General features: G+C 60.8%; 21 protein-coding genes. 16 read left to right on the top strand and 5 right to left on the bottom strand.

The features are described 5' to 3' along the window. Positions 1 to 36 precede the first annotated feature (36 nt). Positions 37 to 1,179 carry a 4-phosphoerythronate dehydrogenase PdxB gene (gene pdxB / locus HX786_RS20955; RefSeq protein WP_087694847.1) on the bottom strand — a complete coding sequence of 381 codons (1,143 nt, stop codon included), beginning with the start codon at positions 1,177 to 1,179 and terminating at the stop codon, positions 37 to 39. 327 nt (positions 1,180 to 1,506) lie between these two features. On the opposite strand from pdxB, the gene HX786_RS20950 reads away from it, so the two are divergent. Continuing rightward, positions 1,507 to 2,895, top strand: coding sequence for an MATE family efflux transporter (locus HX786_RS20950; RefSeq protein WP_003218996.1), 1,389 nt, complete (start codon positions 1,507 to 1,509; stop codon positions 2,893 to 2,895). Here the strand turns inward: HX786_RS20950 and tusA are convergent. After that, positions 2,892 to 3,143: a sulfurtransferase TusA gene (gene tusA / locus HX786_RS20945; RefSeq protein ID WP_003218998.1), complete on the bottom strand. Its 252-nt coding sequence runs from the start codon at positions 3,141 to 3,143 to the stop codon at positions 2,892 to 2,894. The two genes, HX786_RS20950 and tusA, sit on opposite strands and share 4 nt — an antisense overlap. A 108-nt stretch (positions 3,144 to 3,251) precedes the next feature. Next, on the bottom strand, positions 3,252 to 4,325 hold the full coding sequence (rlmM, locus tag HX786_RS20940) for a 23S rRNA (cytidine(2498)-2'-O)-methyltransferase RlmM (protein WP_003219000.1): 1,074 nt from the start codon (positions 4,323 to 4,325) through the stop codon (positions 3,252 to 3,254). 191 nt (positions 4,326 to 4,516) lie between these two features. Here rlmM and acnA point away from each other — a divergent pair, with 191 nt between their 5' ends. The 3 genes from acnA (at position 4,517) to HX786_RS20925 (ending at position 9,812) form a co-directional block, all read left to right on the top strand. Then, on the top strand, positions 4,517 to 7,258 hold the full coding sequence (acnA, locus tag HX786_RS20935; RefSeq protein WP_178912545.1) for an aconitate hydratase AcnA: 2,742 nt from the start codon (positions 4,517 to 4,519) through the stop codon (positions 7,256 to 7,258). Positions 7,259 to 7,369: 111 nt separating this feature from the next. Next, complete coding sequence (locus HX786_RS20930; protein WP_003219003.1) at positions 7,370 to 8,161, top strand: CPBP family intramembrane glutamic endopeptidase; 792 nt, start codon at positions 7,370 to 7,372, stop codon at positions 8,159 to 8,161. A gap of 85 nt (positions 8,162 to 8,246) precedes the next feature. Next, the gene (locus HX786_RS20925; protein WP_008437582.1) at positions 8,247 to 9,812 is read left to right on the top strand and encodes a PAS domain-containing methyl-accepting chemotaxis protein; all 1,566 of its coding nucleotides are present in this window, start codon (positions 8,247 to 8,249) and stop codon (positions 9,810 to 9,812) included. An 82-nt stretch (positions 9,813 to 9,894) separates the two neighbouring features. Here HX786_RS20925 and HX786_RS20920 read toward each other — a convergent pair whose 3' ends face one another. Further along, positions 9,895 to 10,584, bottom strand: coding sequence for an alpha/beta family hydrolase (locus HX786_RS20920; protein ID WP_178912544.1), 690 nt, complete (start codon positions 10,582 to 10,584; stop codon positions 9,895 to 9,897). A gap of 79 nt (positions 10,585 to 10,663) precedes the next feature. Between HX786_RS20920 and ccoN (HX786_RS20915) the strand changes: the two genes are divergently transcribed. The 8 genes from ccoN (HX786_RS20915) to ccoP (HX786_RS20880) all read left to right on the top strand — a co-directional run bounded on the left by ccoN (HX786_RS20915) (position 10,664) and on the right by ccoP (HX786_RS20880) (position 17,550). After that, entirely contained in the window at positions 10,664 to 12,088 is a 1,425-nt protein-coding gene (gene ccoN / locus HX786_RS20915) for a cytochrome-c oxidase, cbb3-type subunit I (RefSeq protein WP_003219009.1), read from the top strand. 10 nt (positions 12,089 to 12,098) lie between these two features. Next, positions 12,099 to 12,707 carry a cytochrome-c oxidase, cbb3-type subunit II gene (ccoO, locus tag HX786_RS20910; RefSeq protein WP_003219010.1) on the top strand — a complete coding sequence of 203 codons (609 nt, stop codon included), beginning with the start codon at positions 12,099 to 12,101 and terminating at the stop codon, positions 12,705 to 12,707. Between the two features lie 3 nt (positions 12,708 to 12,710). Continuing rightward, the gene (locus tag HX786_RS20905) at positions 12,711 to 12,917 is read left to right on the top strand and encodes a cbb3-type cytochrome c oxidase subunit 3 (RefSeq protein WP_177040100.1); all 207 of its coding nucleotides are present in this window, start codon (positions 12,711 to 12,713) and stop codon (positions 12,915 to 12,917) included. Continuing rightward, positions 12,914 to 13,861 (top strand): cytochrome-c oxidase, cbb3-type subunit III, encoded by a 948-nt coding sequence (gene ccoP / locus HX786_RS20900; protein ID WP_177046095.1) that lies wholly within the window; start codon positions 12,914 to 12,916, stop codon positions 13,859 to 13,861. Before HX786_RS20905 ends, ccoP (HX786_RS20900) begins: the two co-directional genes overlap by 4 nt. 473 nt (positions 13,862 to 14,334) lie before the next feature. After that, a complete protein-coding gene (gene ccoN / locus HX786_RS20895) occupies positions 14,335 to 15,777 on the top strand; it encodes a cytochrome-c oxidase, cbb3-type subunit I (protein WP_003219015.1) in 1,443 nt (480 codons plus the stop codon). Next, positions 15,777 to 16,385 (top strand): cytochrome-c oxidase, cbb3-type subunit II, encoded by a 609-nt coding sequence (gene ccoO / locus HX786_RS20890; RefSeq protein WP_003193167.1) that lies wholly within the window; start codon positions 15,777 to 15,779, stop codon positions 16,383 to 16,385. Before ccoN (HX786_RS20895) ends, ccoO (HX786_RS20890) begins: the two co-directional genes overlap by 1 nt. A gap of 5 nt (positions 16,386 to 16,390) precedes the next feature. Continuing rightward, entirely contained in the window at positions 16,391 to 16,576 is a 186-nt protein-coding gene (locus HX786_RS20885; protein ID WP_008437575.1) for a CcoQ/FixQ family Cbb3-type cytochrome c oxidase assembly chaperone, read from the top strand. Further along, complete coding sequence (gene ccoP, locus HX786_RS20880) at positions 16,573 to 17,550, top strand: cytochrome-c oxidase, cbb3-type subunit III (RefSeq protein WP_003219020.1); 978 nt, start codon at positions 16,573 to 16,575, stop codon at positions 17,548 to 17,550. The genes HX786_RS20885 and ccoP (HX786_RS20880) overlap by 4 nt, the downstream gene beginning before the upstream one ends. Positions 17,551 to 17,643: 93 nt before the next feature. Here the strand turns inward: ccoP (HX786_RS20880) and HX786_RS20875 are convergent, their stop codons facing one another. Then, a complete protein-coding gene (locus tag HX786_RS20875) occupies positions 17,644 to 18,324 on the bottom strand; it encodes a hypothetical protein (RefSeq protein ID WP_023659084.1) in 681 nt (226 codons plus the stop codon). A gap of 634 nt (positions 18,325 to 18,958) precedes the next feature. Here HX786_RS20875 and HX786_RS20870 point away from each other — a divergent pair. From HX786_RS20870 to HX786_RS20855, 4 genes are all read left to right on the top strand, one after another. Then, positions 18,959 to 19,213: a type II toxin-antitoxin system Phd/YefM family antitoxin gene (locus HX786_RS20870; RefSeq protein ID WP_003219024.1), complete on the top strand. Its 255-nt coding sequence runs from the start codon at positions 18,959 to 18,961 to the stop codon at positions 19,211 to 19,213. Next, the gene (locus tag HX786_RS20865; RefSeq protein WP_102368383.1) at positions 19,213 to 19,623 is read left to right on the top strand and encodes a type II toxin-antitoxin system VapC family toxin; all 411 of its coding nucleotides are present in this window, start codon (positions 19,213 to 19,215) and stop codon (positions 19,621 to 19,623) included. Before HX786_RS20870 ends, HX786_RS20865 begins: the two co-directional genes overlap by 1 nt. A gap of 207 nt (positions 19,624 to 19,830) precedes the next feature. Next, a complete protein-coding gene (gene ccoG, locus HX786_RS20860) occupies positions 19,831 to 21,246 on the top strand; it encodes a cytochrome c oxidase accessory protein CcoG (RefSeq protein ID WP_102368382.1) in 1,416 nt (471 codons plus the stop codon). A 14-nt stretch (positions 21,247 to 21,260) separates the two neighbouring features. Beyond that, a complete protein-coding gene (locus tag HX786_RS20855; protein ID WP_008437568.1) occupies positions 21,261 to 21,800 on the top strand; it encodes a FixH family protein in 540 nt (179 codons plus the stop codon). The last annotated feature ends 202 nt before the right edge of the window (positions 21,801 to 22,002 follow it).

Raw genomic sequence — 22,002 nt, 5'->3', positions numbered from 1 at the left:
TTAAACCCGGCCTTGATGGCCGGGTTTTTTATGCCTTCAGATTGCCTGTGCGCCCAATGCTGCCACGATGCTCGACAAGGCGGCAGACTCGCCGTTGATCCGCACTTTCAAGCCGTCAATCTCACGCCGCTCGGGGTAGTGCTTGCGCAATAGGTCGAAGGCCTTGCGCTGCTCATCCACTGTGCCTACCAGGCTGCGGCGGAAATCCGCGTCATCACGGCGCGGGTCGTACACGCTGCGGCACAGGGTCGCCAGGGCCCAGGCCGGATCGGTATTGGCATTGAGGCTGACTTCGGCCAGCCACGGCTCCGGCAGCAAGTCGCTCAATTGAATCGTCGGGTCCTGACCAAGATGCCGGCAAAACGCCTGATAGATCTGCGCCGTGCCGCGCTGCTTGCCGTCCAGGCTGTAGCCGGCGATATGCGGGGTGGCCAGCACACACAGGTCGGCCAGGTCGACGTCCACCTGCGGCTCGCCTTCCCACACATCCAGCACGGCCTGCAGGTCTTCGCGCGCCAGCAGCACCTCCTTGAGGGCGGCGTTGTCCACCACCGGGCCGCGGCTGGCGTTGATCAGCCAGGCACCGGGCTTGAGCTGGTTGAGGCGCTCGCGGTCGAACAAGTGCCAGGTGGAGCCGTTGCCGGATTTGTTCAGCGGCGTGTGCAGACTGATCACATCGCACTGCTCGACGATCTGCTCCAGGCTGACGTAATCACCGTCCTCGGCGATCTGCCGGGGCGGGTCGCACACCAGCACGTTCCAGCCCAACGCCTTGAGCACCTTGACCAGACGCCCGCCGACCTCACCGGCCCCCACCACACCGTAGGTGCGCTGGGCCAGGTCGGCGCCTTCGATCTCGGCCAGGGTCAGCAGGCTGCCCAGCACATAGTCGACCACGCCACGGGCATTGCAGCCGGGGGCGCTGGACCACTGGATGCCGGCGCGCTGGAAGTAATCGAGGTCGAGGTGATCAGTGCCGATGGTGCAGGTGCCGACAAACCGCACCGGCGTGCCTTCGAGCAAGGCCCGGTTGACGTTGGTCACTGAACGCACCAGCAGCACATCGGCCTGCTCGATCGTCGCGCGGTCAATGGACCGGCCCGGAACCCGGCGAATCTCGCCGAATCCTTCGAAGAATGCATCGAGCAGCGGGATATTTTCGTCGGCAACAATCAGCATGGCAGGCTCCTTTCGCGGATCAGCAGTGTACAGCGGTTTTCCTTGTGGCGAGGGAGCTTGCTCCCGCTGGAGTGCGCAGCGCTCCGAAATGAAGCGCCGTGTTTTTTCAGGTACACGTCGGTTGCCCGTTATGGGGCTGCTGCGCAGCCCAGCGGGAGCAAGCTCCCTCGCCACAGCAAGCTCCCTCACCACAGCAAGCGCCCTCGCCACAAAACGCTGCATTTGCGCGGGGATGTGTTTACAAATCCACAACACAGGTTTTTTCCTGACCAACACGTCAAGGCGTAGAATGCGCCGTCCTGCGCTCCCCCTATCGGACATCTGTACGTGAACACTGCCACAACCACCACCGCCCTTTCTCGCCCCGCCCGCGTCAGCCTTGAAGTGCGCAACCTGCTGGCCCTGGCGCTGCCGATCATGATCGGGCAACTGGCGACCACCGCCATGGGGTTCGTCGATGCCGTGATGGCCGGGCGTGTCAGCTCCCGAGACCTGGCGGCGGTCGCCCTGGGCAACTCCATCTGGATCCCGGTGTACCTGCTGATGACCGGCACCCTATTGGCCACCACGCCGAAAGTCGCCCAGCGCTTTGGTGCCGGCACCCACGGTGAAATCGGCCCGCTGGTGCGCCAGTCGATGTGGCTGGCACTGGTGGTGGGAATTACCGCGCTGCTGTTGCTGATCAGCGCCGAACCGATCCTGCACCTGATGAAGGTTGATCCCGAGTTGATCAAGCCCTGCATGGGCTACCTGCACGGCATCGCTTCGGGCATGCCGGCCATTGCGTTGTATTACGTGCTGCGCTGCTTCAGCGACGGGCTGGGCCGAACGCGGCCGAGCATGGTCATGGGCCTGTGCGGGCTGGCGCTGAATATTCCGTTGAACTATGTGTTCATCTACGGCCACTTCGGCGTGCCGGCCATGGGCGGCATCGGTTGCGGCTGGGCCACGGCGATCGTGATGTGGGTGATGATGCTCGGCCTGGCCGCCTGGACCCGCTGGGCACCGGTGTATCAGAGCAGCGAGCTGTTCAAGCGCTTTGACTGGCCGCAATGGTCGGTGATCAAGCGTGTGTTGAGCATTGGCTTGCCCATCGGGATCGCGGTGTTCGCCGAGTCGAGCATTTTTGCGGTGATCGCGCTGCTGATCGGCAGCCTCGGCGCCACGGTGGTGGCCGGGCACCAGATCGCGCTGAACTTCAGTTCGCTGGTGTTCATGATCCCCTATTCCCTGAGCATGGCGGTCACCGTGCGCGTGGGCCAGGCCCTGGGCCGTGGCGAACCCCGTGAGGCGCGCTTTGCCGCAGGTGTCGGAATGGGCACCGCGCTGGTGTATGCCTGCCTGTCTTGCAGCCTGATGCTGCTGTTTCGCGAACAGATCGCCACCATCTACACCCAGGACCCGCTGGTGATCCAGGTGGCGGCGATGCTGATTGTGTTTGCGGCGCTGTTTCAGTTCTCGGACGCGATCCAGGTCACGGCCGCCGGCGCACTACGTGGTTACCAGGACACTCGGGTGACCATGGTGCTGACGTTGTTTGCGTATTGGGGCGTGGGCTTGCCGGTGGGCTACGCGCTGGGGCTGACCGAGTGGCTGGGCCAGGCCCGCGGCCCGAGCGGCTTGTGGCAGGGGCTGATCGTGGGCCTGAGCTGTGCCGCGGCGATGTTGGTGATCCGCCTGGTGCGCAGCGCACGCAAGCGGATTCGCCGGGCTTAAGCCGATTTCTTGCGGATCCAGTATAGGTAGGTACCGGCCTGCTCCTGCTGGTCCACCAGTTCATGGTCGAGAAACACGCAGAACTTGGGGATGTCGCGACGGGTCGACGGATCGGTCGCGATCACCTTGAGCAAGCCACCGGGCGCCAGGTCGCGGATGTGCTGGTGCAGCATCATCACCGGTTCCGGGCAGTTGAGGCCGGTGGCGTCGAGGACGGCATCGACGGGTAAATCAGGGGTCAGGCTCATGGTTTACTCCTAAACAGGCCGGCATTTTAACGGTAACGCGGGGCGCCAGGTAGCCAGCGGCGCCCTCGGTTTTTTCGCGAGCAAGCTCGCTCCTACATTGAGCAGCGTTTACCGGGCCTTTGGCTTCTTCACATCCAACCGGCGCAAATGGCAGGTCACTTCTTCACGGTCGTGGTACAGCTGCTTGCAGCCGATCTCCACCCGGATGCCACGTTCCTTGAAGCCTTCCGCGATGCGTTCAAGCAGGCGCTTCACTTCGGCATAACGCTGCTTCATCGGCAACTTCAGGTTGACCACTGCTTCGCGGCAATGTCCCTCGCCGATCCAGGTTTCCAACAGGGCCGCATTGCGCGCCGGTTTCTCGACGATGTCGCACACCATCCAGTCCACCGGCTGCTTGGGGGTGTAGATAAAGCCGTCGGCCATCAAGTGCTGCACCAGCCCGGTATCCATCAGGCTTTCGGCCATCGGGCCGTTGTCGATGGCGGTCACCAGCATGCCGCGGTTGACCAGTTGCCAGGTCCAGCCGCCAGGCGCTGCGCCGAGGTCGACGCCGGTCATGTCGCTGTGCAGGCGCTCGTCCCACTGATCACGGGGGATAAAGTGGTGCCAGGCCTCTTCCAGCTTCAAGGTCGAGCGGCTTGGCGCGTCCCGCGGGAATTTGAGGCGCGGGATGCCCATCGGCCACATGGCCGAGTTGTTCGACTCGGCCAGGCCCATGAACACTTCGCGGCCGCTCTTGAAGGTCAACAGCAGGCGCGGCTTGCTGGCGTCTTCCACCAGTTTGCCGGCGGCCATCAGCGCCTTGCGCAAGTGAACTTCGAATTTCTTGCAGAAGTTCGACAGCTCCTTGCCATCATTGGTGTCGACCATTTCCAGCCACAGGCTGCCGCACACCGGGAAATCCCGCAGGTGCGCGAGGATCACGCTGATACGGTCGGTTTCCGGCAAGTCGATGAACACCCCGCGCGCCCACTGCCTCGGGAAGATCAGCTCGGCAAAGCGTTGGCCGCGCATCAGGCGCTGGGCGCCGTCTTCTTCGGTGCAGACAAATTCGGCGCAGGCGCTGCCGGTCTTGGCCTTGGCATAGCCCGAAACGTTCAGGCGTGCGGCGTGTTCCGCGATCTCGGAACAGACTTCGCCTTCAAAACCCGGGCGGCAGTGCATAAAAAGGGTGTTCATCAACTCTCCTGGATCACGGGCTTGCTATAGCGCAATGCCTGTCATGAAAACGCGCGCATGATAGCCGAGTTCGGAACCTTGGACTTATTGATAGAGTCCAGTAATTAGCCAGCTACTTAAAACAGGGCTAATTTGTAAGCTCTGTTCGTCCCGTCAGGTCCGTAGCCGTGCGGACCATAAGGAGTCATGTAATGTCATCCCTTGATAGTCTGAGAACCCTTAAAACCTTACAGATCGACGACAAGACCTATCACTACTTCAGCCTGCCCGAAGCCGCCAAGAGCCTGGGTGATCTGGACAAGCTGCCGATGTCCCTCAAGGTGCTGCTGGAAAACCTGCTGCGCTGGGAAGACGAAAAGACCGTCACCGGCGCCGACCTCAAGGCCATTGCCGCCTGGCTCAAGGAGCGCCGCTCCGACCGCGAGATCCAATACCGCCCCGCCCGGGTGCTGATGCAAGACTTTACCGGCGTGCCCGCCGTGGTCGACCTGGCCGCCATGCGCGCCGCCGTGGCCAAGGCCGGCGGTGACCCGCAACGCATCAACCCGCTGTCACCGGTGGACCTGGTGATCGACCACTCGGTGATGGTCGACAAGTTCGCCACCACCGGCGCCTTCCAGGAAAACGTCGACATCGAAATGCAGCGCAACGGCGAACGCTACGCCTTCCTGCGCTGGGGCCAGAGCGCCTTCGACAACTTCAGCGTAGTGCCACCGGGCACCGGCATCTGCCACCAGGTCAACCTGGAATACCTCGGCCGCACCGTGTGGACCAAGGATGAAGACGGCCGCACCTACGCCTTCCCCGACACATTGGTAGGCACCGACTCCCACACCACCATGATCAACGGCCTCGGCGTATTGGGCTGGGGAGTGGGCGGGATCGAAGCGGAAGCCGCGATGCTCGGGCAGCCGGTGTCGATGCTGATCCCGGAAGTGATCGGCTTCAAGCTCACCGGCAAGCTGAAAGAAGGCATCACCGCCACCGACCTGGTGCTGACCGTCACCCAGATGTTGCGCAAAAAAGGCGTGGTCGGGAAATTCGTCGAATTCTATGGTGATGGCCTGGCTGACCTGCCCCTGGCAGACCGCGCCACCATCGCCAACATGGCCCCGGAATACGGCGCCACTTGCGGCTTCTTCCCGGTGGACGACGTGACTCTGGACTACCTGCGCCTGTCAGGCCGTCCTGCGGAAACCGTCAAGCTGGTAGAGGCGTACACCAAGGCCCAGGGCCTATGGCGCAACGCCGGTCAGGAGCCCATCTTCACTGACAGCCTGGCGCTGGACATGGGCAGCGTCGAAGCCAGCCTCGCGGGGCCAAAACGTCCGCAAGACCGCGTTTCCCTGCCGAACGTCGGCCAAGCCTTCAGCGACTTCCTCGACCTGCAATTCAAACCCACCAACAAGGAAGAAGGCCGCCTGGAGAGCGAAGGCGGCGGCGGTGTTGCGGTGGGCAACGCCGACCTGATCGGTGAAGCCGACTACGACTTCGAAGGCCAGACCTATCGCTTGAAAAACGGCGCGGTGGTGATCGCGGCCATTACCTCCTGCACCAACACCTCCAACCCGAGCGTGATGATGGCGGCGGGCCTGGTGGCGAAAAAGGCCGTGGAGAAAGGACTGAAGAGCAAGCCCTGGGTGAAAACCTCCCTGGCGCCGGGCTCCAAAGTCGTGACTGATTACTACAAAGCGGCAGGCTTGACCCAATACCTCGACAAGCTGGGCTTCGACCTGGTGGGTTATGGCTGCACCACCTGTATCGGCAACTCCGGGCCGCTGCCCGAGCCGATCGAAAAAGCCATCCAGAAAGCCGACCTGGCCGTGGCCTCGGTGCTCTCGGGCAACCGTAACTTCGAAGGCCGGGTGCACCCCCTGGTGAAAACCAACTGGCTGGCCTCCCCGCCCCTCGTGGTGGCCTATGCCCTGGCCGGCACCGTGCGCATGGACATCAGCAGCGAACCACTGGGCACCGGCTCTGACGGAAAACCGGTATACCTGCGGGACATCTGGCCCAGCAGCAAGGAAATCGCCGACGCCGTTGCGCAAGTCAGCACCCAGATGTTCCACAAGGAATACGCCGAGGTGTTTGCCGGTGATGAACAGTGGCAGGCCATTGAAGTGCCGCAGGCTGCAACCTACGTGTGGCAGAAGGACTCCACCTACATCCAGCACCCACCGTTCTTCGACGACATCGGCGGCCCGCTGCCGGTGATCGAAGACGTCAAGGGCGCCAACGTGCTGGCATTGCTGGGGGACTCGGTGACCACCGACCACATCTCCCCTGCCGGCAACATCAAGACCGACAGCCCGGCCGGCAAATACCTGCGCGAGCAAGGCGTCGAACCGCGGGACTTCAACTCCTACGGCTCGCGTCGCGGCAACCATGAAGTGATGATGCGCGGCACCTTCGCCAACATCCGCATCCGCAACGAAATGCTCGGCGGCGAGGAAGGCGGCAATACGATCTACATCCCTACCGGCGAGAAAATGCCGATCTATGACGCCGCCATGAAATACCAGGCCTCGGGCACCCCGCTGGTGGTGATCGCCGGCCAGGAATACGGCACCGGCTCAAGCCGTGACTGGGCGGCCAAGGGCACCAACCTGCTGGGGGTAAAGGCGGTGATTGCCGAGAGTTTCGAGCGGATTCACCGCTCCAACCTGGTGGGCATGGGCGTGCTGCCCCTGCAGTTCAAGCTGGACCAGAACCGCAAGGCACTCAAGCTGACCGGCAAGGAGAAGATCGACATCCTCGGGCTGACCAACGCCGAGATCGAGCCACGCATGAACCTGACGCTGGTGATCACCCGTGAGGATGGCAGCAGCGAGAAGGTCGAAGTGCTGTGCCGCATCGACACCCTCAATGAGGTCGAATACTTCAAGGCCGGCGGGATCCTGCACTACGTGTTGCGGCAGCTGATTGCCTCGTAACTGACACGCGCTACCCAAAACACCGCCTTCCCTGGCGGTGTTTTCATTTTTACCGTCGGTGACGCTCGGTATACTGCCGCCCTCAGATTTTGACTGTCACAAGGATTCCCCATGCTTGCATTGCCATGGCTGTACCTGGCGCTTCTTTCCATCGGCTATGTACTTGCCTTGAGCTACGGGCAATTGGGGTTAATGGCGGCGCTTTCCGTCGCCATGCTGCTGTTGGCCGGGTTTGCCGTGCGGCAACAGCGAAACCCGTGGGTACGCTATCTGGGCCACGGGCTGTTTATCGTGCTGGCGCTGGGGCTGGCGATGCATTGGCTGCCGGGGTTCTACAACGGTCGCGGGATCGCCCCGCAGCGCTTTACGGACGACGCCGTGCCTTTCTCGATGTACCTGAACCAGGACAAACCGCTGATTGGCTTCTGGCTGCTGCTGGCCTGCCCGTGGATTGTTGCGCGCCGGTCCCTGCGCCTGTCGATCTACGCCACCGCCCTGGCGTTGACACTGACGGCGATTGCCGCCCTGGGCGGCGCTGCGTTGCTGGGCGTCATCAGTTGGGCCCCGAAGTGGCCGGAGCAGGCCTGGCTATGGGTGTTGAATAACCTGCTGCTGGTGACCCTGGTGGAGGAAGCGCTGTTCCGCGGTTATATCCAGGGCGGCCTGAGCCGACGGTTCAAGCAATTGCCCTATGGTGAAAACCTCGCCCTGCTGTTGGCCGCCCTGTTGTTCGGCCTGGTACACCTGGGCGCAGGCTGGCAGTGGACCCTGCTGGCGACCATCGCAGGCCTGGGCTACGGCCTGGCGTATCGCTTTGGCGGATTGGGCGCGGCGATCGTTACGCACTTCGGGCTGAACCTGCTGCATTTCGGGTTGTTTACCTATCCGATGCTGGCGGGCTGAGGCTGCGCCGATTGTTGCAAAAAATAAGTTAAATAAAACCCCGCGACGGTCGACAACCTGTCAAAGCCTTGCGGATTGAACAATCATGCGTAATAACCAACCCGTTACCCAGCGCGAACGTACCTTCCCCGCTCAGCAACGGTTGATCTCCACCACGGATGCCAAAGGCGTGATCACCTACTGCAACGACGCCTTCGTCGAGATCAGTGGGTTTTCCCATGACGAACTGCTGCGTGCCCCGCACAACCTGGTTCGTCATCCGGATGTGCCGGCGGCAGTGTTCGCACACATGTGGTCCACGCTCAAACAAGGCTTGCCATGGATGGGCATCGTCAAGAACCGCTGCAAGAGCGGTGATCACTATTGGGTCAACGCCTATGTGACACCGGTCTTCGACGGCAACCAGGTGATCGGCTACGAGTCGGTGCGGGTCAAGCCCACCGCCGAGCAGATCCGCCGTGCCGAAGCGCTTTACCAGCGCATCAACCAGGGCAAGCCGGCCATCCCGCGACGCGACAAGTGGCTGCCGGTGTTGCAGGACTGGCTGCCGTTTATCCTGGTCAGCCAGTTGAGCTTCCTGATTGGCGTCTGGCTCAATTCCCACTGGGGCTTTGCCCTGGCAGCGGCGCTGTCGGTACCGCTGGGCCTGTTGGGCCTGAGCTGGCAACAACGCGGGCTCAAGCGCTTGCTGCGCCTGGCCGAACAGACCACCTCAGACCCGCTGATCGCGCAGATGTACACCGACAGCCGCGGCGCCCAGGCGCGCCTGGAAATGTCGATCCTCAGCCAGGAGGCGCGTCTTAAGACCTGCCTGACACGCCTGCAGGACACTGCCGAGCACCTCAACGACCAGGCCGCGCAATCCAACACCCTGGCGCATAACAGCTCCAGCGGTCTTGAACGCCAGCGCGTGGAAACCGAACAGGTGGCCACCGCGGTCAACCAGATGGCCGCGACGACTCAGGAAGTCGCCAGCCATGTGCAACGCACCGCCGATGCCACCCAGGAAGCCAATCGCCTGACCGGGCGTGGCCGTGATATCGCCGGCGAAACCCGCGAAGCGATTCAGCGCCTGTCGGTGGCCGTGGGCGAGACCGGCGTGACCGTGACCCAACTGGCCAAGGACAGTGACGAAATCGGTGGCGTGGTGGATGTGATCAAAGGCATCGCCGACCAGACCAACCTGCTGGCGCTGAACGCGGCCATCGAAGCGGCCCGTGCCGGGGAGATGGGTCGCGGCTTTGCGGTGGTGGCCGACGAAGTGCGGCAACTGGCCCAGCGCACCAGCGAGTCCACCGGGCAGATTCATGCGCTGATCGCCAAGCTGCAACAGACCGCCAGTGCGGCCGTACAGACCATGGACGCCGGGCATCGCCAGGCGGAAGAAGGTGTGGCACGGGTGATGGAAGCGGATCAGGCGCTGATCGGGATCAGCGAGGCGGTGGCGCACATCACTGATATGACGGCGCAGATTGCGGCGGCGACCGAAGAGCAGAGCTCGGTGGCGGAAGAGATCAGCCGTAATATCAGCACCATTGCGCTGCTGGCGGACCAGACGTCGGAACAGGCGTTGAATTCGGCGCAGTTGAGTGAAGAGCTGACGCATACCGCCAATACCCAGTACTCGCTGGTAGAACGCTTTAACCGGTAAACCGCTTTCGCGAGCAAGCCCGCTCCCACATTTGGAATGCATTTCAAATGTGGGAGCGGGCTTGCTCGCGAAAAGGGCCCTATCAGGCGCCGAGAAACCCGGCCACCTTCACCGCCGCAGCCTCCAGATGCTGCTCATGACTGAACCCCGAAGCCTTCAACGGCTTCAGATCATGATCCCCCGCCACCAGCCACATCACCTCGATGCTCGGCGACAACACATACCCTTCCACCGCCGCCCGATTGCCCAGAGCATCCCGCTCGCCCTGCACGATCAACGTCGGCGTCTTCAGCCCGGCCAGGTGCTCGGTCCGTGGCTTCTCCGGCTTGCCCACCGCATAGAACGGATAACCCAGGCACACCAGCGCGTCCGTACCCAATTCATCCGCCAACAAACTGGCCATCCGCCCGCCCATGGACTTGCCGCCAACGGCCAGTTTCCCAGCGACATGACGTCGCACCTCGGCATACACCTCACGCCAGCATTCCAGCAGTTTCGGGGCTGGATTGGGTGGGCGTTTGCCCCCGTCCACACGGCGCTGGGCCATGTAGGGAAACTCGAAGCGCAACACGTTCACGCCATGCCCGGCAAGGCGTGCAGCCATGTCGTTCATGAAGCCCGAGTCCATCGGCGCACCCGCGCCGTGGGCCAGGATCAACGTCGTGGGCGTACGCGCGATAGACCCTGTGGCGACATCCCACAACCAGCCGCGTTCCCGCACACACTGCGCCCATTGATCCCCGTCAATACTGGCCTTGTGCTCTTTGCCCATGCTTGCCTCGCTTTTTAGTCTGCCTATAACTCCAGCCCAAGTGCCGCACTTGCTTGGGTTGAACCGTGGATGGGGAACCATGAACACTACTTTAAGTACCGCCTATAACTACAAGGTGGTCCGCCAATTCGCCATTATGACGGTGGTGTGGGGCATCGTCGGCATGGGGCTCGGGGTTTTTCTCGCTGCCCAGTTGGTATGGCCCGAACTCAACTTCAATTTGCCCTGGACCAGTTTCGGCCGCTTGCGCCCGCTGCACACCAACGCGGTGATCTTTGCCTTTGGCGGTTGCGCGCTGTTTGCCAGCTCCTTCTACTCGGTGCAACGCACCTGCCAGACCCAATTGTTCGCGCCAAAGATCGCGCAGTTCTGCTTCTGGGGCTGGCAGCTGGTCATTGTGCTGGCCGCGATCACCTTGCCGCTGGGCTACACCAGCTCCAAGGAATACGCCGAGCTGGAATGGCCGATCGACATCCTGATCACCATCGTCTGGGTGGCCTATGCCATCGTGTTCTTCGGCACGGTGATGAAGCGCAACACCAAGCACATCTACGTCGGTAACTGGTTCTTCGGTGCGTTCATCATCACCGTGGCCATCCTGCATATCGTCAACAACCTGGAAATTCCGGTCAGCCTGACCAAGTCCTACTCGCTGTACGGCGGTGCGACGGATGCCATGGTGCAGTGGTGGTATGGGCATAACGCGGTAGGCTTTTTCCTCACCGCCGGCTTCCTGGGGATGATGTACTACTTCGTGCCGAAACAGGCCGAACGCCCGGTGTATTCCTATCGCCTGTCCATCGTGCACTTCTGGGCACTGATCACCCTGTACATCTGGGCCGGCCCGCACCACTTGCACTACACCGCGCTGCCGGACTGGGCACAGTCCCTGGGCATGGTGATGTCGCTGGTACTGCTGGCACCGAGCTGGGGCGGGATGATCAACGGGATGATGACCCTGTCGGGCGCCTGGCATAAGTTGCGCAGCGACCCGATCCTGCGATTCCTGGTGGTTTCCCTGGCCTTCTACGGCATGTCGACCTTTGAAGGGCCGATGATGGCGATCAAGACGGTCAACGCCCTCTCCCACTACACCGACTGGACCATCGGCCACGTACACGCCGGGGCGCTGGGTTGGGTAGCGATGATCTCCATCGGCGCGCTGTATCACATGATCCCGAAAATCTTCGGTCGCGAGCAGATGTACAGCCTCGGCCTGATCAACGCGCACTTCTGGCTGGCCACCATCGGCACCGTGCTCTACATCGCCTCGATGTGGGTCAACGGCATCGCCCAGGGCCTGATGTGGCGTGCGGTCAACGAAGACGGCACCTTGACCTACTCCTTCGTCGAAACCCTGGTGGCCAGCCACCCAGGCTTCATCGTGCGACTGGTGGGCGGGGCGATCTTCCTTAGCGGCATGTTCCTGATGGCTTACAACACTTGGCGCACCGTGCGTTCGGCACAACCCGCCGAAGTCGCCGCTGCGGCGCAGATGGCCTGAGGAGTCGATGATGAAACACGAAACCATTGAAAAGAACGTCGGCCTGCTGATGCTGCTGATGGTGCTCGCCGTGAGCATCGGTGGCCTGACCCAGATTGTGCCGCTGTTCTTCCAGGATGTGACCAACAAGCCGGTGGAAGGCATGAAGCCCTACACCGCGCTGCAACTGGAAGGTCGCGACATCTATATCCGCGAAGGCTGCGTACAGTGCCATTCGCAGATGATCCGCCCGTTCCGCGCCGAAACCGAGCGTTATGGCCACTACTCGGTGGCCGGTGAAAGCGTGTGGGATCACCCGTTCCTGTGGGGCTCCAAGCGCACCGGGCCGGACCTGGCCCGCGTCGGCGCGCGCTACTCGGACGACTGGCACCGCGCGCACTTGTACAACCCGCGCAACGTGGTACCGGAATCGAAGATGCCGGCGTACCCATGGCTGGTCACCGCCCCGGTCGACAGCAGCCACACCGAGACCAAGCTCAAGGTGATGCGCACCCTCGGCGTGCCGTACACCGACGACGACATCGCCGGGGCCGTGGCCTCCCTCAAGGGCAAGACCGAGATGGACGCGCTGGTTTCGTACCTGCAAGTGCTCGGCACTGCCATCAAGAGCAAGAGGTGAGCCATGGGATTTGATTTCGATGCTGGAACCATCCGCGGCCTTGGCACGCTGGTCGTGGCCATCGCCTTCATCGGCCTGTCGCTGTGGGTGTTTAACTCCCGGCGCAACGCAGAGTTCGCCGAGGCGTGCCTGCTGCCGTTTGCCGATGAACCGCTTCCGCCAACCCCCGACGCTCAAGAAGAGCCTGCAACAAGGAGCAACCGGCCATGACTACCTTCTGGAGTACATGGATCTGTGTACTGACCCTCGGCAGCCTGATCGGCCTGACCTGGCTGTTGATCGGCACCCGCAAGGGCGAGACCAAGGGCAGCGTGGACCAGACCATGGGCCACGCCTTCGACGGGATCGAGGAGTACGACAACCCGCTGCCACAATGGTGGTTCATGCTGTTCGCCGGCACCCTGGTGTTTGCCGTCGGCTACCTGATCCTCTACCCGGGCCTGGGCAACTGGAAAGGCGTATTGCCGGGCTATGAAGATGGCTGGACCCAGACCAAGGAATGGGACAAGGAGATGGCCAAGGCCGACGCCAAATTCGGGCCGATCTTCGCCAAATTCGCGGCCATGCCGGTGGAAGAAGTCGCCAGGGACCCACAGGCGCTGAAAATGGGCGGCCGCCTGTTCGCCTCCAACTGCGCGGTGTGCCATGGCTCAGACGCCAAGGGCGCCTACGGCTTCCCGAACCTGGCAGACAACATCTGGCGCTGGGGCGGTTCGGCGGATGCAATCAAGATGACCATCATGAATGGCCGTCATGCCGCGATGCCGGCCTGGGGTGAAGTGCTGGGTGAGGACGGTGTGAAGAACGTCGCAGCCTATGTGCGCCATGAATTGGCAGGCCTGCCGCTGCCGGCGGACAGCACCGCGGATGTCGCCGCGGGCCAAGTGGCATTCAGCACCACCTGTGTCGCCTGCCACGGGCCGGAAGGCCATGGCGTGGAAGCCATGGGCGCACCGAACCTGACGCAGCCAGGTGGCTTTATCTACGGCACCAGCCTGGCGCAGTTGCAGCAGACCATTCGCCACGGCCGCCAGGGCCAGATGCCTGCGCAGGAAGTACTGCAAGGCAATGACAAGGTGCACCTGCTGGCCGCCTATGTTTACAGCCTGTCCCACAATGCTGATGGCGCAACGCCTGACAGCCAACCCGAGTAATCCTGCACCACCCAAAAGCCGCGCCTGATTCAGGCGCGGCTTTTTTTGCGACCCATTGTCGCACCCTTCCGATCGCTGACTTTCCCCTCCTGCCATTCGGGTCTACGCTTGTTTGCACAGTGGACTGGCATTGGCCGGTCGACGGCCGACTTGCACTCGATGGGTTGAAACATTTCTGCTCGATGACAGGCGCAAAGGCTGGTACCTACCGGCTGTCGTGCCACTGGCCATTCGTCACCCGAGCTGCTTGTTTACACACACTCAGTTACAAGTACCTTCGACCCGTTTAAAATCCTGTCCAAGTCGTCAGCTTTTAACCCTGAATTTTGTCCTTACGCCAAACATGGAAAGGGCGCAGAATCTGGTTTGGAACGCATTGACGCAGGTCACCTTGCGTTGCAATGGAATCTTGCTTTCTCCATACTTGCGACCGATTTTTACCCTATAAAAAAACTAAACCGTGGAACCTTAGAATGAGCACAGCAATCAGTCCGACTGCTTATAACTATAAGGTAGTCCGCCAGTTCGCCATTATGACGGTGGTCTGGGGGATCCTTGGCATGGGGCTCGGCGTTTTCATTGCCTCGCAACTGGTTTGGCCAGAGTTGAATTTTGGCCTGCCATGGACGACATTTGGACGCCTGCGCCCGTTGCACACCAACCTGGTGATTTTCGCCTTCGGTGGATGTGCACTGTTTGCCACTTCTTATTACGTCGTGCAGCGAACCTGCCAAACGCGACTGATTTCCGATGCACTGGCGGCCTTTACCTTCTGGGGTTGGCAAGCGGTCATCGTGGGCGCGATCGTCACCCTGCCGCTGGGCTACACCACCACCAAGGAATACGCCGAGCTGGAATGGCCGATCGCCATTTTGCTGGCGATTGTCTGGGTGACCTACGCAGTGGTGTTCTTCGGCACCATCGTCAAGCGCAAGACCAAGCACATCTATGTCGGCAACTGGTTCTACGGGGCGTTTATCCTGGTGACGGCGATGCTGCATATCGTCAACCATGCGTCCTTGCCGGTCAGCTTCTTCAAGTCCTACTCGGCCTACGCCGGTGCGACGGACGCAATGATTCAGTGGTGGTACGGCCACAACGCCGTAGGTTTCTTCCTCACCACCGGCTTCCTGGGGATGATGTACTACTTCGTGCCGAAACAGGCCGAGCGTCCGATCTACTCCTATCGCCTGTCCATCGTGCACTTCTGGGCCCTGATCACCCTGTACATCTGGGCCGGTCCGCACCACCTGCACTACACCGCATTGCCGGACTGGGCCCAGTCCCTGGGCATGGCGATGTCGATCATCCTGCTCGCGCCAAGCTGGGGCGGCATGATCAACGGCATGATGACCCTGTCGGGCGCCTGGCATAAATTGCGCACCGACCCGATCCTGCGGTTCCTGGTGGTCTCCCTGGCGTTCTACGGCATGTCGACCTTCGAAGGCCCGATGATGGCCATCAAGACGGTCAACTCGCTGTCCCACTACACCGACTGGACCATCGGCCACGTACACGCCGGCGCCCTCGGTTGGGTAGCGATGATTTCCATCGGCGCGCTGTACCACATGATCCCGAAACTGTTCGGCCGTGCGCAGATGCACAGCGTCAGCCTGATCAACACGCACTTCTGGCTGGCCACCATCGGTACCGTGCTCTACATCGCCTCGATGTGGGTCAACGGCATCACCCAGGGCCTGATGTGGCGTGCAATCAACGATGACGGCACCCTCACCTACTCCTTCGTCGAAGGGCTGCAAGCCAGCCATCCGGGTTACATCGTGCGCGCCCTGGGCGGTGCGATCTTTGCCAGCGGCATGCTGTTCATGGCCTACAACGTGTGGCGCACCGTGCGTGCCTCCGACCCTGTAGAAGCCGAAGCCGCTACCAAGATCGCCGTTGTGGGAGCTCACTGATGAAGCATGAAGTAGTCGAGAAGAATATCGGCCTGCTGGCCTTCTTCATGGTCATCGCCGTGAGTATCGGCGGCCTGACCCAGATCGTTCCGCTGTTTTTCCAGGACGTGACCAACAAGCCGGTGGAAGGCATGAAGCCGCGCACCGCCCTTGAACTGGAAGGCCGCGACGTCTACATCGCCAACGGTTGTGTCGGCTGCCACTCGCAGATGATCCGCCCGTTCCGTGCCGAAACCGAACGCTACGGCCACTACTCGGTCGCCGGTGAAAGCGTGTGGGACCACCCATTCCTGTGGGGTTCCAAGCGTACCGGCCCGGACCTGGCCCGGGTCGGCGGTCGTTACTCCGATGACTGGCAGCGTGCGCACTTGTACAACCCGCGCAACGTGGTGCCCGAATCGAAAATGCCGGCGTACCCGTTCCTGGTCGAAAACAAACTCGACGGCAAGGACACCGCCAAGAAGATGGAAGTCTTGCGCACCCTGGGCGTGCCCTACACCGACGAAGACATCGCCGGCGCGGCAGCGGCCGTGAAGGGCAAGACCGAAATGGACGCACTGGTGGCCTACTTGCAAGGCCTTGGCACCATCATCAAAAGCAAACGGTGATCTGGATGGATATCGGGATGATTCGAGGCCTGGGCACCGTTGTCGTGATGGTGGCCTTTATCGGCCTGGCCTTGTGGGTGTTCAGCCCCAAGCGCAAGTCGGAGTTTGAAGACGCGACGTTGCTGCCCTTCGCGGATGATCCCGAAGCCATCAAGCACGTCGTGGAAGCGTCTAGGAGTAACAAAGAATGACTACGTTCTGGAGTCTGTACGTCACAGTCCTCAGTCTGGGTACCATTTTCGCCCTGACCTGGCTGCTGCTGTCGACCCGCAAGGGCCAGCGCGCCGAGCAAACCGATGAAACCGTCGGCCACTCGTTCGACGGCATCGAGGAGTACGACAACCCGCTGCCCAAATGGTGGTTCATGCTGTTCGTCGGCACCATCATCTTCGCCCTCGGTTACCTGGCGCTGTACCCTGGCCTGGGCAACTGGAAAGGCCTGCTGCCGGGCTACAACTACCTCGACAACGACAAGCAAACCCCATTTGCCAATGGCCAGACCGGCTGGACCGGCGTGCACGAATGGGAAAAGGAAATGGCCAAGTCGGACGCCCGGTTCGGACCGATTTTCGCCAAGTTCGCCGCCATGCCGATCGAAGAAGTGGCCAAGGACCCGCAAGCCTTGAAGATGGGTGGCCGCCTGTTCGCCTCCAACTGCTCGGTGTGCCACGGTTCCGACGCCAAGGGTGCCTACGGCTTCCCCAACCTGACCGACGCCGACTGGCGCTGGGGCGGCGACCCGGCCACCATCAAGGAAACCATCATGAAGGGCCGCCACGCGGTGATGCCGGCGTGGGCCGAAGTCATTGGCGAGCAAGGCGTGGCCGATGTGGCCGGCTTCGTGGTGACCAACCTCGATGGCCGCAAATTGCCGGAAGGCGCGAAGGCAGACGTGGCCAACGGCGAGAAACTCTTCGCCGCCAACTGCGTGGCGTGCCACGGTCCCGCCGGTAAAGGTACACCCGCCATGGGCGCGCCTGACCTGACCCACCCTGGCGCGTTCATCTACGGTTCGAGCTTCGCGCAACTGCAGCAGACCATCCGTTATGGCCGTCAAGGCCAGATGCCTGCGCAGGAGCAGTTGCAGGGCAATGACAAGGTGCACTTGCTGGCGGCCTATGTTTACAGCCTGTCCCATGGAGACAAGGCAGCTGAGGAGCAGTAAGCATTAAAACCAAAAAGCCCCGCGCAGCCAATGCTGCGCGGGGCTTTGGTAATGGGGCATTGGTGGAACTCAACTTACCCCGAGGACGAGGCGTTACCGTTCTTCATGCACTTGGTCCATTCTTTTAATAGCAGCGTTGATCGCCCCCCGATCAGCCGATTTAGACCAATCCGTCAGTCCTAACTGTGCCACTAACTCAGGACGACTCAAGATTTCCCGCGCGACCATCGCTTCATCTGGGCCGCGATCATGACGCGTCCCATCCGCGATGTTCTTCAGTGAAGCGTAAGTCACACCCTCCCTGCGATCAATTCCACCCCAACCGCGCTCCGGGTAATAGGTGTCATATTCATTCAGGAGCTTTTGCGCCAGTTCTTTATCACTCATCGTGGCCAGGGGAAACCCCATATTCTGACCCACGGTTATGATACTTTCACGATCGATTTTGCCATCGTGCTTATGCTTTCCGTACCCATCGAGTTTCTCCATGAGTACAGGATTTTCCAGCAGCGAACGGGCAAAATTCATGTCGTCACTGCTGTAGCCACTCTGCGCAGAGGCATACGCAACCTGTCGTAGAGAGTCGCGGGTGATGTAGTCTGGTTGCGCAGGGTCGGCATACTTATCAAAGTTTCTGAGTAGACGGTCGGCCACCCGATAATCATTCCAACTACTGAATTGCTCTACGCTGATGCCAGAGGATACTGGCAGCGTCGAAGCCGATGGTGGAACGGCTCCAACATTATGCGTGTCATTAGCACGTTGAATGGTCATTGGTTTCCTCGATTTGAATAACGTCAAAACAAAATAAATTTATCGGCGCGCAAGAGGCCTAGGCATAACGCTCAACAATTGCTCATCAAAGGTTTCATCGTGGTAACGCTGCGCGCTGCTACAAAACATTGCCGAACACTGATCCAGACTTGATCTCAACGTCGGCATTTCCTGCGTGGCAGTAACGCGATCAGCGTTCCTACAACAAACGTTTCATTCTGTGTAAACAAAGGCTCGTTTGGGCCTAAGAACTGATATCGCAGAAGCGTCAGCTTCCTAACCAATCGTTGTAGGTTATTTAACAGCGCAAAAAGCAGTTATAAAAACGCCACCACACCGGCCCGTAGACCTCTCCTGATTTACTTACTCAACACCAGGAAGTCGCAAGGGAAACGGCAAGGTGCACTTGCTGGCGGCGTATGTTTCGGACTGTCCCATGGGAACAAGCCGCCAGACGCCGTGTGAGGAAAAGCGGTGAAAAAAAACGGCCCCGCCAGTGGAGATTGGCGGGGCCGTTTTGTTTTCAAGTCGAAAAAGTCGTCACCGCCAGCAACGCATCTACATTTGAGATTGATCAAGAAAACCGCAGGTAGTAACGTGACTACATTCGTACTCCATACGGAGGTTAGCCCCCATGACCATCACCACCATTTCCAGCCGTGAATTCAATCAAGACACAAGCGGTGCCAAAAAAGCCGCCCGCCAAGGCCCGGTTTTTATCACTGACCGGGGCAAGCCTGCCCATGTACTGCTAAGCATTGAGGACTACCAAAAACTGACAGGCCTCAATGCCGACATCGTTGACCTGTTGGTGATGCCAGAAGCGGCAGATATCGAGTTCGAAACCGAACGCGCCGTGATCACTCATCGACCCGTGGACTTCACTTGATGTATCTACTCGACACCAACGTCATCTCTGAACTGCGCAAACCCCAGGCCGATGCCAAGGTCGTCGCCTGGGCCAAAAGTGTCATCGCGCCACGGATGTATATTTCAGCCATTACCTTGAAGGAACTGGAAACAGGAGTCCTGCGAATGGAGCGGCGTGATCCCGCCCAGGGGAAGGTTTTGCGCACATGGCTCAAGCGCCATGTCATGCCGGCGTTTGATGCCAGAATCCTGCCGATTGATGCAGCAGTTGCCCTGCGCTGTGCCAGCTTGCATGTGCCAGACCAAGCCAACGAAAGTGACGCACTGATCGCTGCAACCGCGCTGGTTCATGGGCTGACAGTGGTCACCCGCAACATCGGCGACTTTCAATCCAGCGGCGTCGCGCTGATCAATCCATGGGACGAATGACCGGTAAGGCTGCGAAAACCGTCCATACTTCACAAGTCAATTGACCCAGATCACGTACACCATCAATTGATTTCCCCCAACGCGACCAAAGGTCGCACCCGTCGAAGGGTATCAGGGGCGTATCATTAGGCCACTGCAACACCCCTATTTTGACCCCGGCTGGCACGTACTGGCCGAGGCAAATCTCCACTGCCGTGGGATGCAATGATGAGCAACCAGATTCCGGTACATGACGTTACTCCGCCTGCCAAAAATTCGAATAACACCGTCGATCTCTACGCATCGCGGGAGAAAATCTACACCCGTGCCTTCACCGGCTTGTTCCGCAATCTGCGGATGCTCGGGGGTGCCGGTTTGTTCCTGCTCTACTTCGGCACCGTGTGGCTGAACTGGGGTGGCCACCAGGCAGTCTGGTGGAACCTGCCGGAACGTAAATTCTTCATTTTTGGCGCAACTTTCTGGCCCCAGGATTTCATCCTGCTGTCGGGCATCCTGATCGTGGCGGCGTTTGGCCTGTTCTTCATCACCGTGTATGCCGGCCGCGTCTGGTGCGGCTACACCTGCCCGCAAAGCGTGTGGACCTGGATCTTCATGTGGTGCGAAAAGGTCACCGAAGGCGACCGCAACCAGCGCATCAAGCTGGACAAGGCGCCGATGAGCGCCAACAAGTTCCTGCGCAAGTTCGGCAAGCACAGCCTGTGGCTGATCATCGGCTTCGTCACCGGCATGACCTTTGTCGGCTACTTCTCGCCGATCCGTGAACTGGTGCTCGATTTCTTCACCGGCCAGGCGGATGGCTGGTCGTATTTCTGGGTCGGCTTCTTCACCCTCGCCACCTACGGCAACGCCGGCTGGCTGCGCGAGCAGGTGTGCATCTACATGTGCCCGTATGCGCGTTTCCAGAGCGTGATGTTCGACAAGGACACGATGATCGTTTCCTACGACCCGCGCCGTGGCGAAGTCCGTGGGCCGCGCAAAAAAGGTATCGACTACAAGGCCCAGGGCTTGGGGGACTGCATCGATTGCACGATGTGCGTGCAGGTGTGCCCTACCGGCATCGACATCCGTGACGGCCTGCAGATTGAATGCATCGGCTGCGCGGCCTGCATCGACGCCTGCGACAACATCATGGACAAGATGGAATACCCGCGCGGGCTGATCAGCTACACCACCGAGCACAACCTGTCCGGGCAGAAAACCCATAAGCTGCGCCCGCGCCTGATCGGTTATGCCCTGGTGCTGCTGGCGATGATCAGCCTGTTGGTGGCCGCCTTCTTCGTGCGCTCGCTGGTGGGTTTCGATGTCAGCAAGGACCGCGTGCTGTACCGCGAAAACGCCGAGGGCCGGATCGAAAACGTCTACAGCCTGAAGATCATGAACAAGGACCAGCGCGACCACACCTACGTGCTTGACGCCGCAGGCCTGCCAGACCTCAAGCTGCAAGGCCGGCGCGAGATCAAGGTAGCGGCCGGGGAAATCTTCAGCATGCCGGTGGAGTTGTCGAGCGCACCGGAACAACTGCCGTCGAGCACCAACGAGGTGAAATTCATCCTCAGGGATGCCGATGACGACAGCGTCCACATTGAAGCCAAGAGCCGATTCATCGGCCCACAAGTCCGTTAATAGAGAGCCGAACAATGCCCGCAGCTACTGCCGCAAGCCCCTGGTACAAGCACCTCTGGCCCTGGATCATCATTGGGATCCTGACCTGCTCGGTGACGTTGACCTTGTCCATGGTGACCATCGCGGTGAACAACCCCGACAACCTGGTCAACGACAACTATTACGAGGCCGGCAAAGGCATCAACCGTTCCCTGGACCGCGAACTGCTGGCCCAGACTCTGCAACTGCGGGCCAAGGTGCACCTGGACGAGTTGACCGGCGAAGTCGAATTGCACCTGACCGGCAACAGCGGGCCCGGCACCCTGGAGCTGAACCTGATTTCGCCGACCCAGCCGGAGAAGGATCGCAAGATCATCCTGACCCGCAGCGACAGCGAGCCCGGCCGCTACATCGGCCAGGTGACCGACAAGGTCGAAGGCCGCCGCTTCGTCGAGCTGCTAGGGGTGGAAGGCGACCGGACCTGGCGTATGTTTGAAGAAGAACAGGTCAGCCATGACAAGGACTTGCTGCTGGGCGACGAGCCGCTGCAGGGTGCTGAAGACCTGAAAAAATAGAGCGTCACCTGTTTGATCGTTCCCACGCTCTGCGTGGGAATGCATCCCGTGACGCTCCGCGTCACAAGAGCGGACGCGGAGCGTCCAGCGAAGCGTTCCCACGCAGAGCGTGGGAACGATCATCGGAACTGAGCCATGACCACCCCGATCCCCTGCTACCACTGCGCCCTGCCCGTGCCGCCCGGGCAGCACAGCTCGCGGG

The organism is Pseudomonas sp. 21615526 (assembly GCF_013386245.1).
Classification (GTDB): domain Bacteria; phylum Pseudomonadota; class Gammaproteobacteria; order Pseudomonadales; family Pseudomonadaceae; genus Aquipseudomonas.
Note: the sequence above shows the minus strand (reverse complement) of the source record. Positions and strands in the feature narration are given on the sequence as shown.

Excerpts from the sequence above, each read along its gene's own strand:
- pdxB (WP_087694847.1), bottom strand. The coding sequence starts at position 1,179 with ATGCTGATTGTTGCCGACGAAAATATCCCGCTGCTCGATGCATTCTTC.
- tusA (WP_003218998.1), bottom strand. The coding sequence starts at position 3,143 with ATGAGCCTGACCCCTGATTTACCCGTCGATGCCGTCCTCGACGCCACC.
- rlmM (WP_003219000.1), bottom strand. The coding sequence starts at position 4,325 with ATGAACACCCTTTTTATGCACTGCCGCCCGGGTTTTGAAGGCGAAGTC.
- acnA (WP_178912545.1), top strand. The coding sequence starts at position 4,517 with ATGTCATCCCTTGATAGTCTGAGAACCCTTAAAACCTTACAGATCGAC.
- HX786_RS20930 (WP_003219003.1), top strand. The coding sequence starts at position 7,370 with ATGCTTGCATTGCCATGGCTGTACCTGGCGCTTCTTTCCATCGGCTAT.
- HX786_RS20925 (WP_008437582.1), top strand. The coding sequence starts at position 8,247 with ATGCGTAATAACCAACCCGTTACCCAGCGCGAACGTACCTTCCCCGCT.
- HX786_RS20920 (WP_178912544.1), bottom strand. The coding sequence starts at position 10,584 with ATGGGCAAAGAGCACAAGGCCAGTATTGACGGGGATCAATGGGCGCAG.
- ccoN (WP_003219009.1), top strand. The coding sequence starts at position 10,664 with ATGAACACTACTTTAAGTACCGCCTATAACTACAAGGTGGTCCGCCAA.
- ccoO (WP_003219010.1), top strand. The coding sequence starts at position 12,099 with ATGAAACACGAAACCATTGAAAAGAACGTCGGCCTGCTGATGCTGCTG.
- HX786_RS20905 (WP_177040100.1), top strand. The coding sequence starts at position 12,711 with ATGGGATTTGATTTCGATGCTGGAACCATCCGCGGCCTTGGCACGCTG.
- ccoP (WP_177046095.1), top strand. The coding sequence starts at position 12,914 with ATGACTACCTTCTGGAGTACATGGATCTGTGTACTGACCCTCGGCAGC.
- ccoN (WP_003219015.1), top strand. The coding sequence starts at position 14,335 with ATGAGCACAGCAATCAGTCCGACTGCTTATAACTATAAGGTAGTCCGC.
- ccoO (WP_003193167.1), top strand. The coding sequence starts at position 15,777 with ATGAAGCATGAAGTAGTCGAGAAGAATATCGGCCTGCTGGCCTTCTTC.
- HX786_RS20885 (WP_008437575.1), top strand. The coding sequence starts at position 16,391 with ATGGATATCGGGATGATTCGAGGCCTGGGCACCGTTGTCGTGATGGTG.
- ccoP (WP_003219020.1), top strand. The coding sequence starts at position 16,573 with ATGACTACGTTCTGGAGTCTGTACGTCACAGTCCTCAGTCTGGGTACC.
- HX786_RS20875 (WP_023659084.1), bottom strand. The coding sequence starts at position 18,324 with ATGACCATTCAACGTGCTAATGACACGCATAATGTTGGAGCCGTTCCA.
- HX786_RS20870 (WP_003219024.1), top strand. The coding sequence starts at position 18,959 with ATGACCATCACCACCATTTCCAGCCGTGAATTCAATCAAGACACAAGC.
- HX786_RS20865 (WP_102368383.1), top strand. The coding sequence starts at position 19,213 with ATGTATCTACTCGACACCAACGTCATCTCTGAACTGCGCAAACCCCAG.
- ccoG (WP_102368382.1), top strand. The coding sequence starts at position 19,831 with ATGAGCAACCAGATTCCGGTACATGACGTTACTCCGCCTGCCAAAAAT.
- HX786_RS20855 (WP_008437568.1), top strand. The coding sequence starts at position 21,261 with ATGCCCGCAGCTACTGCCGCAAGCCCCTGGTACAAGCACCTCTGGCCC.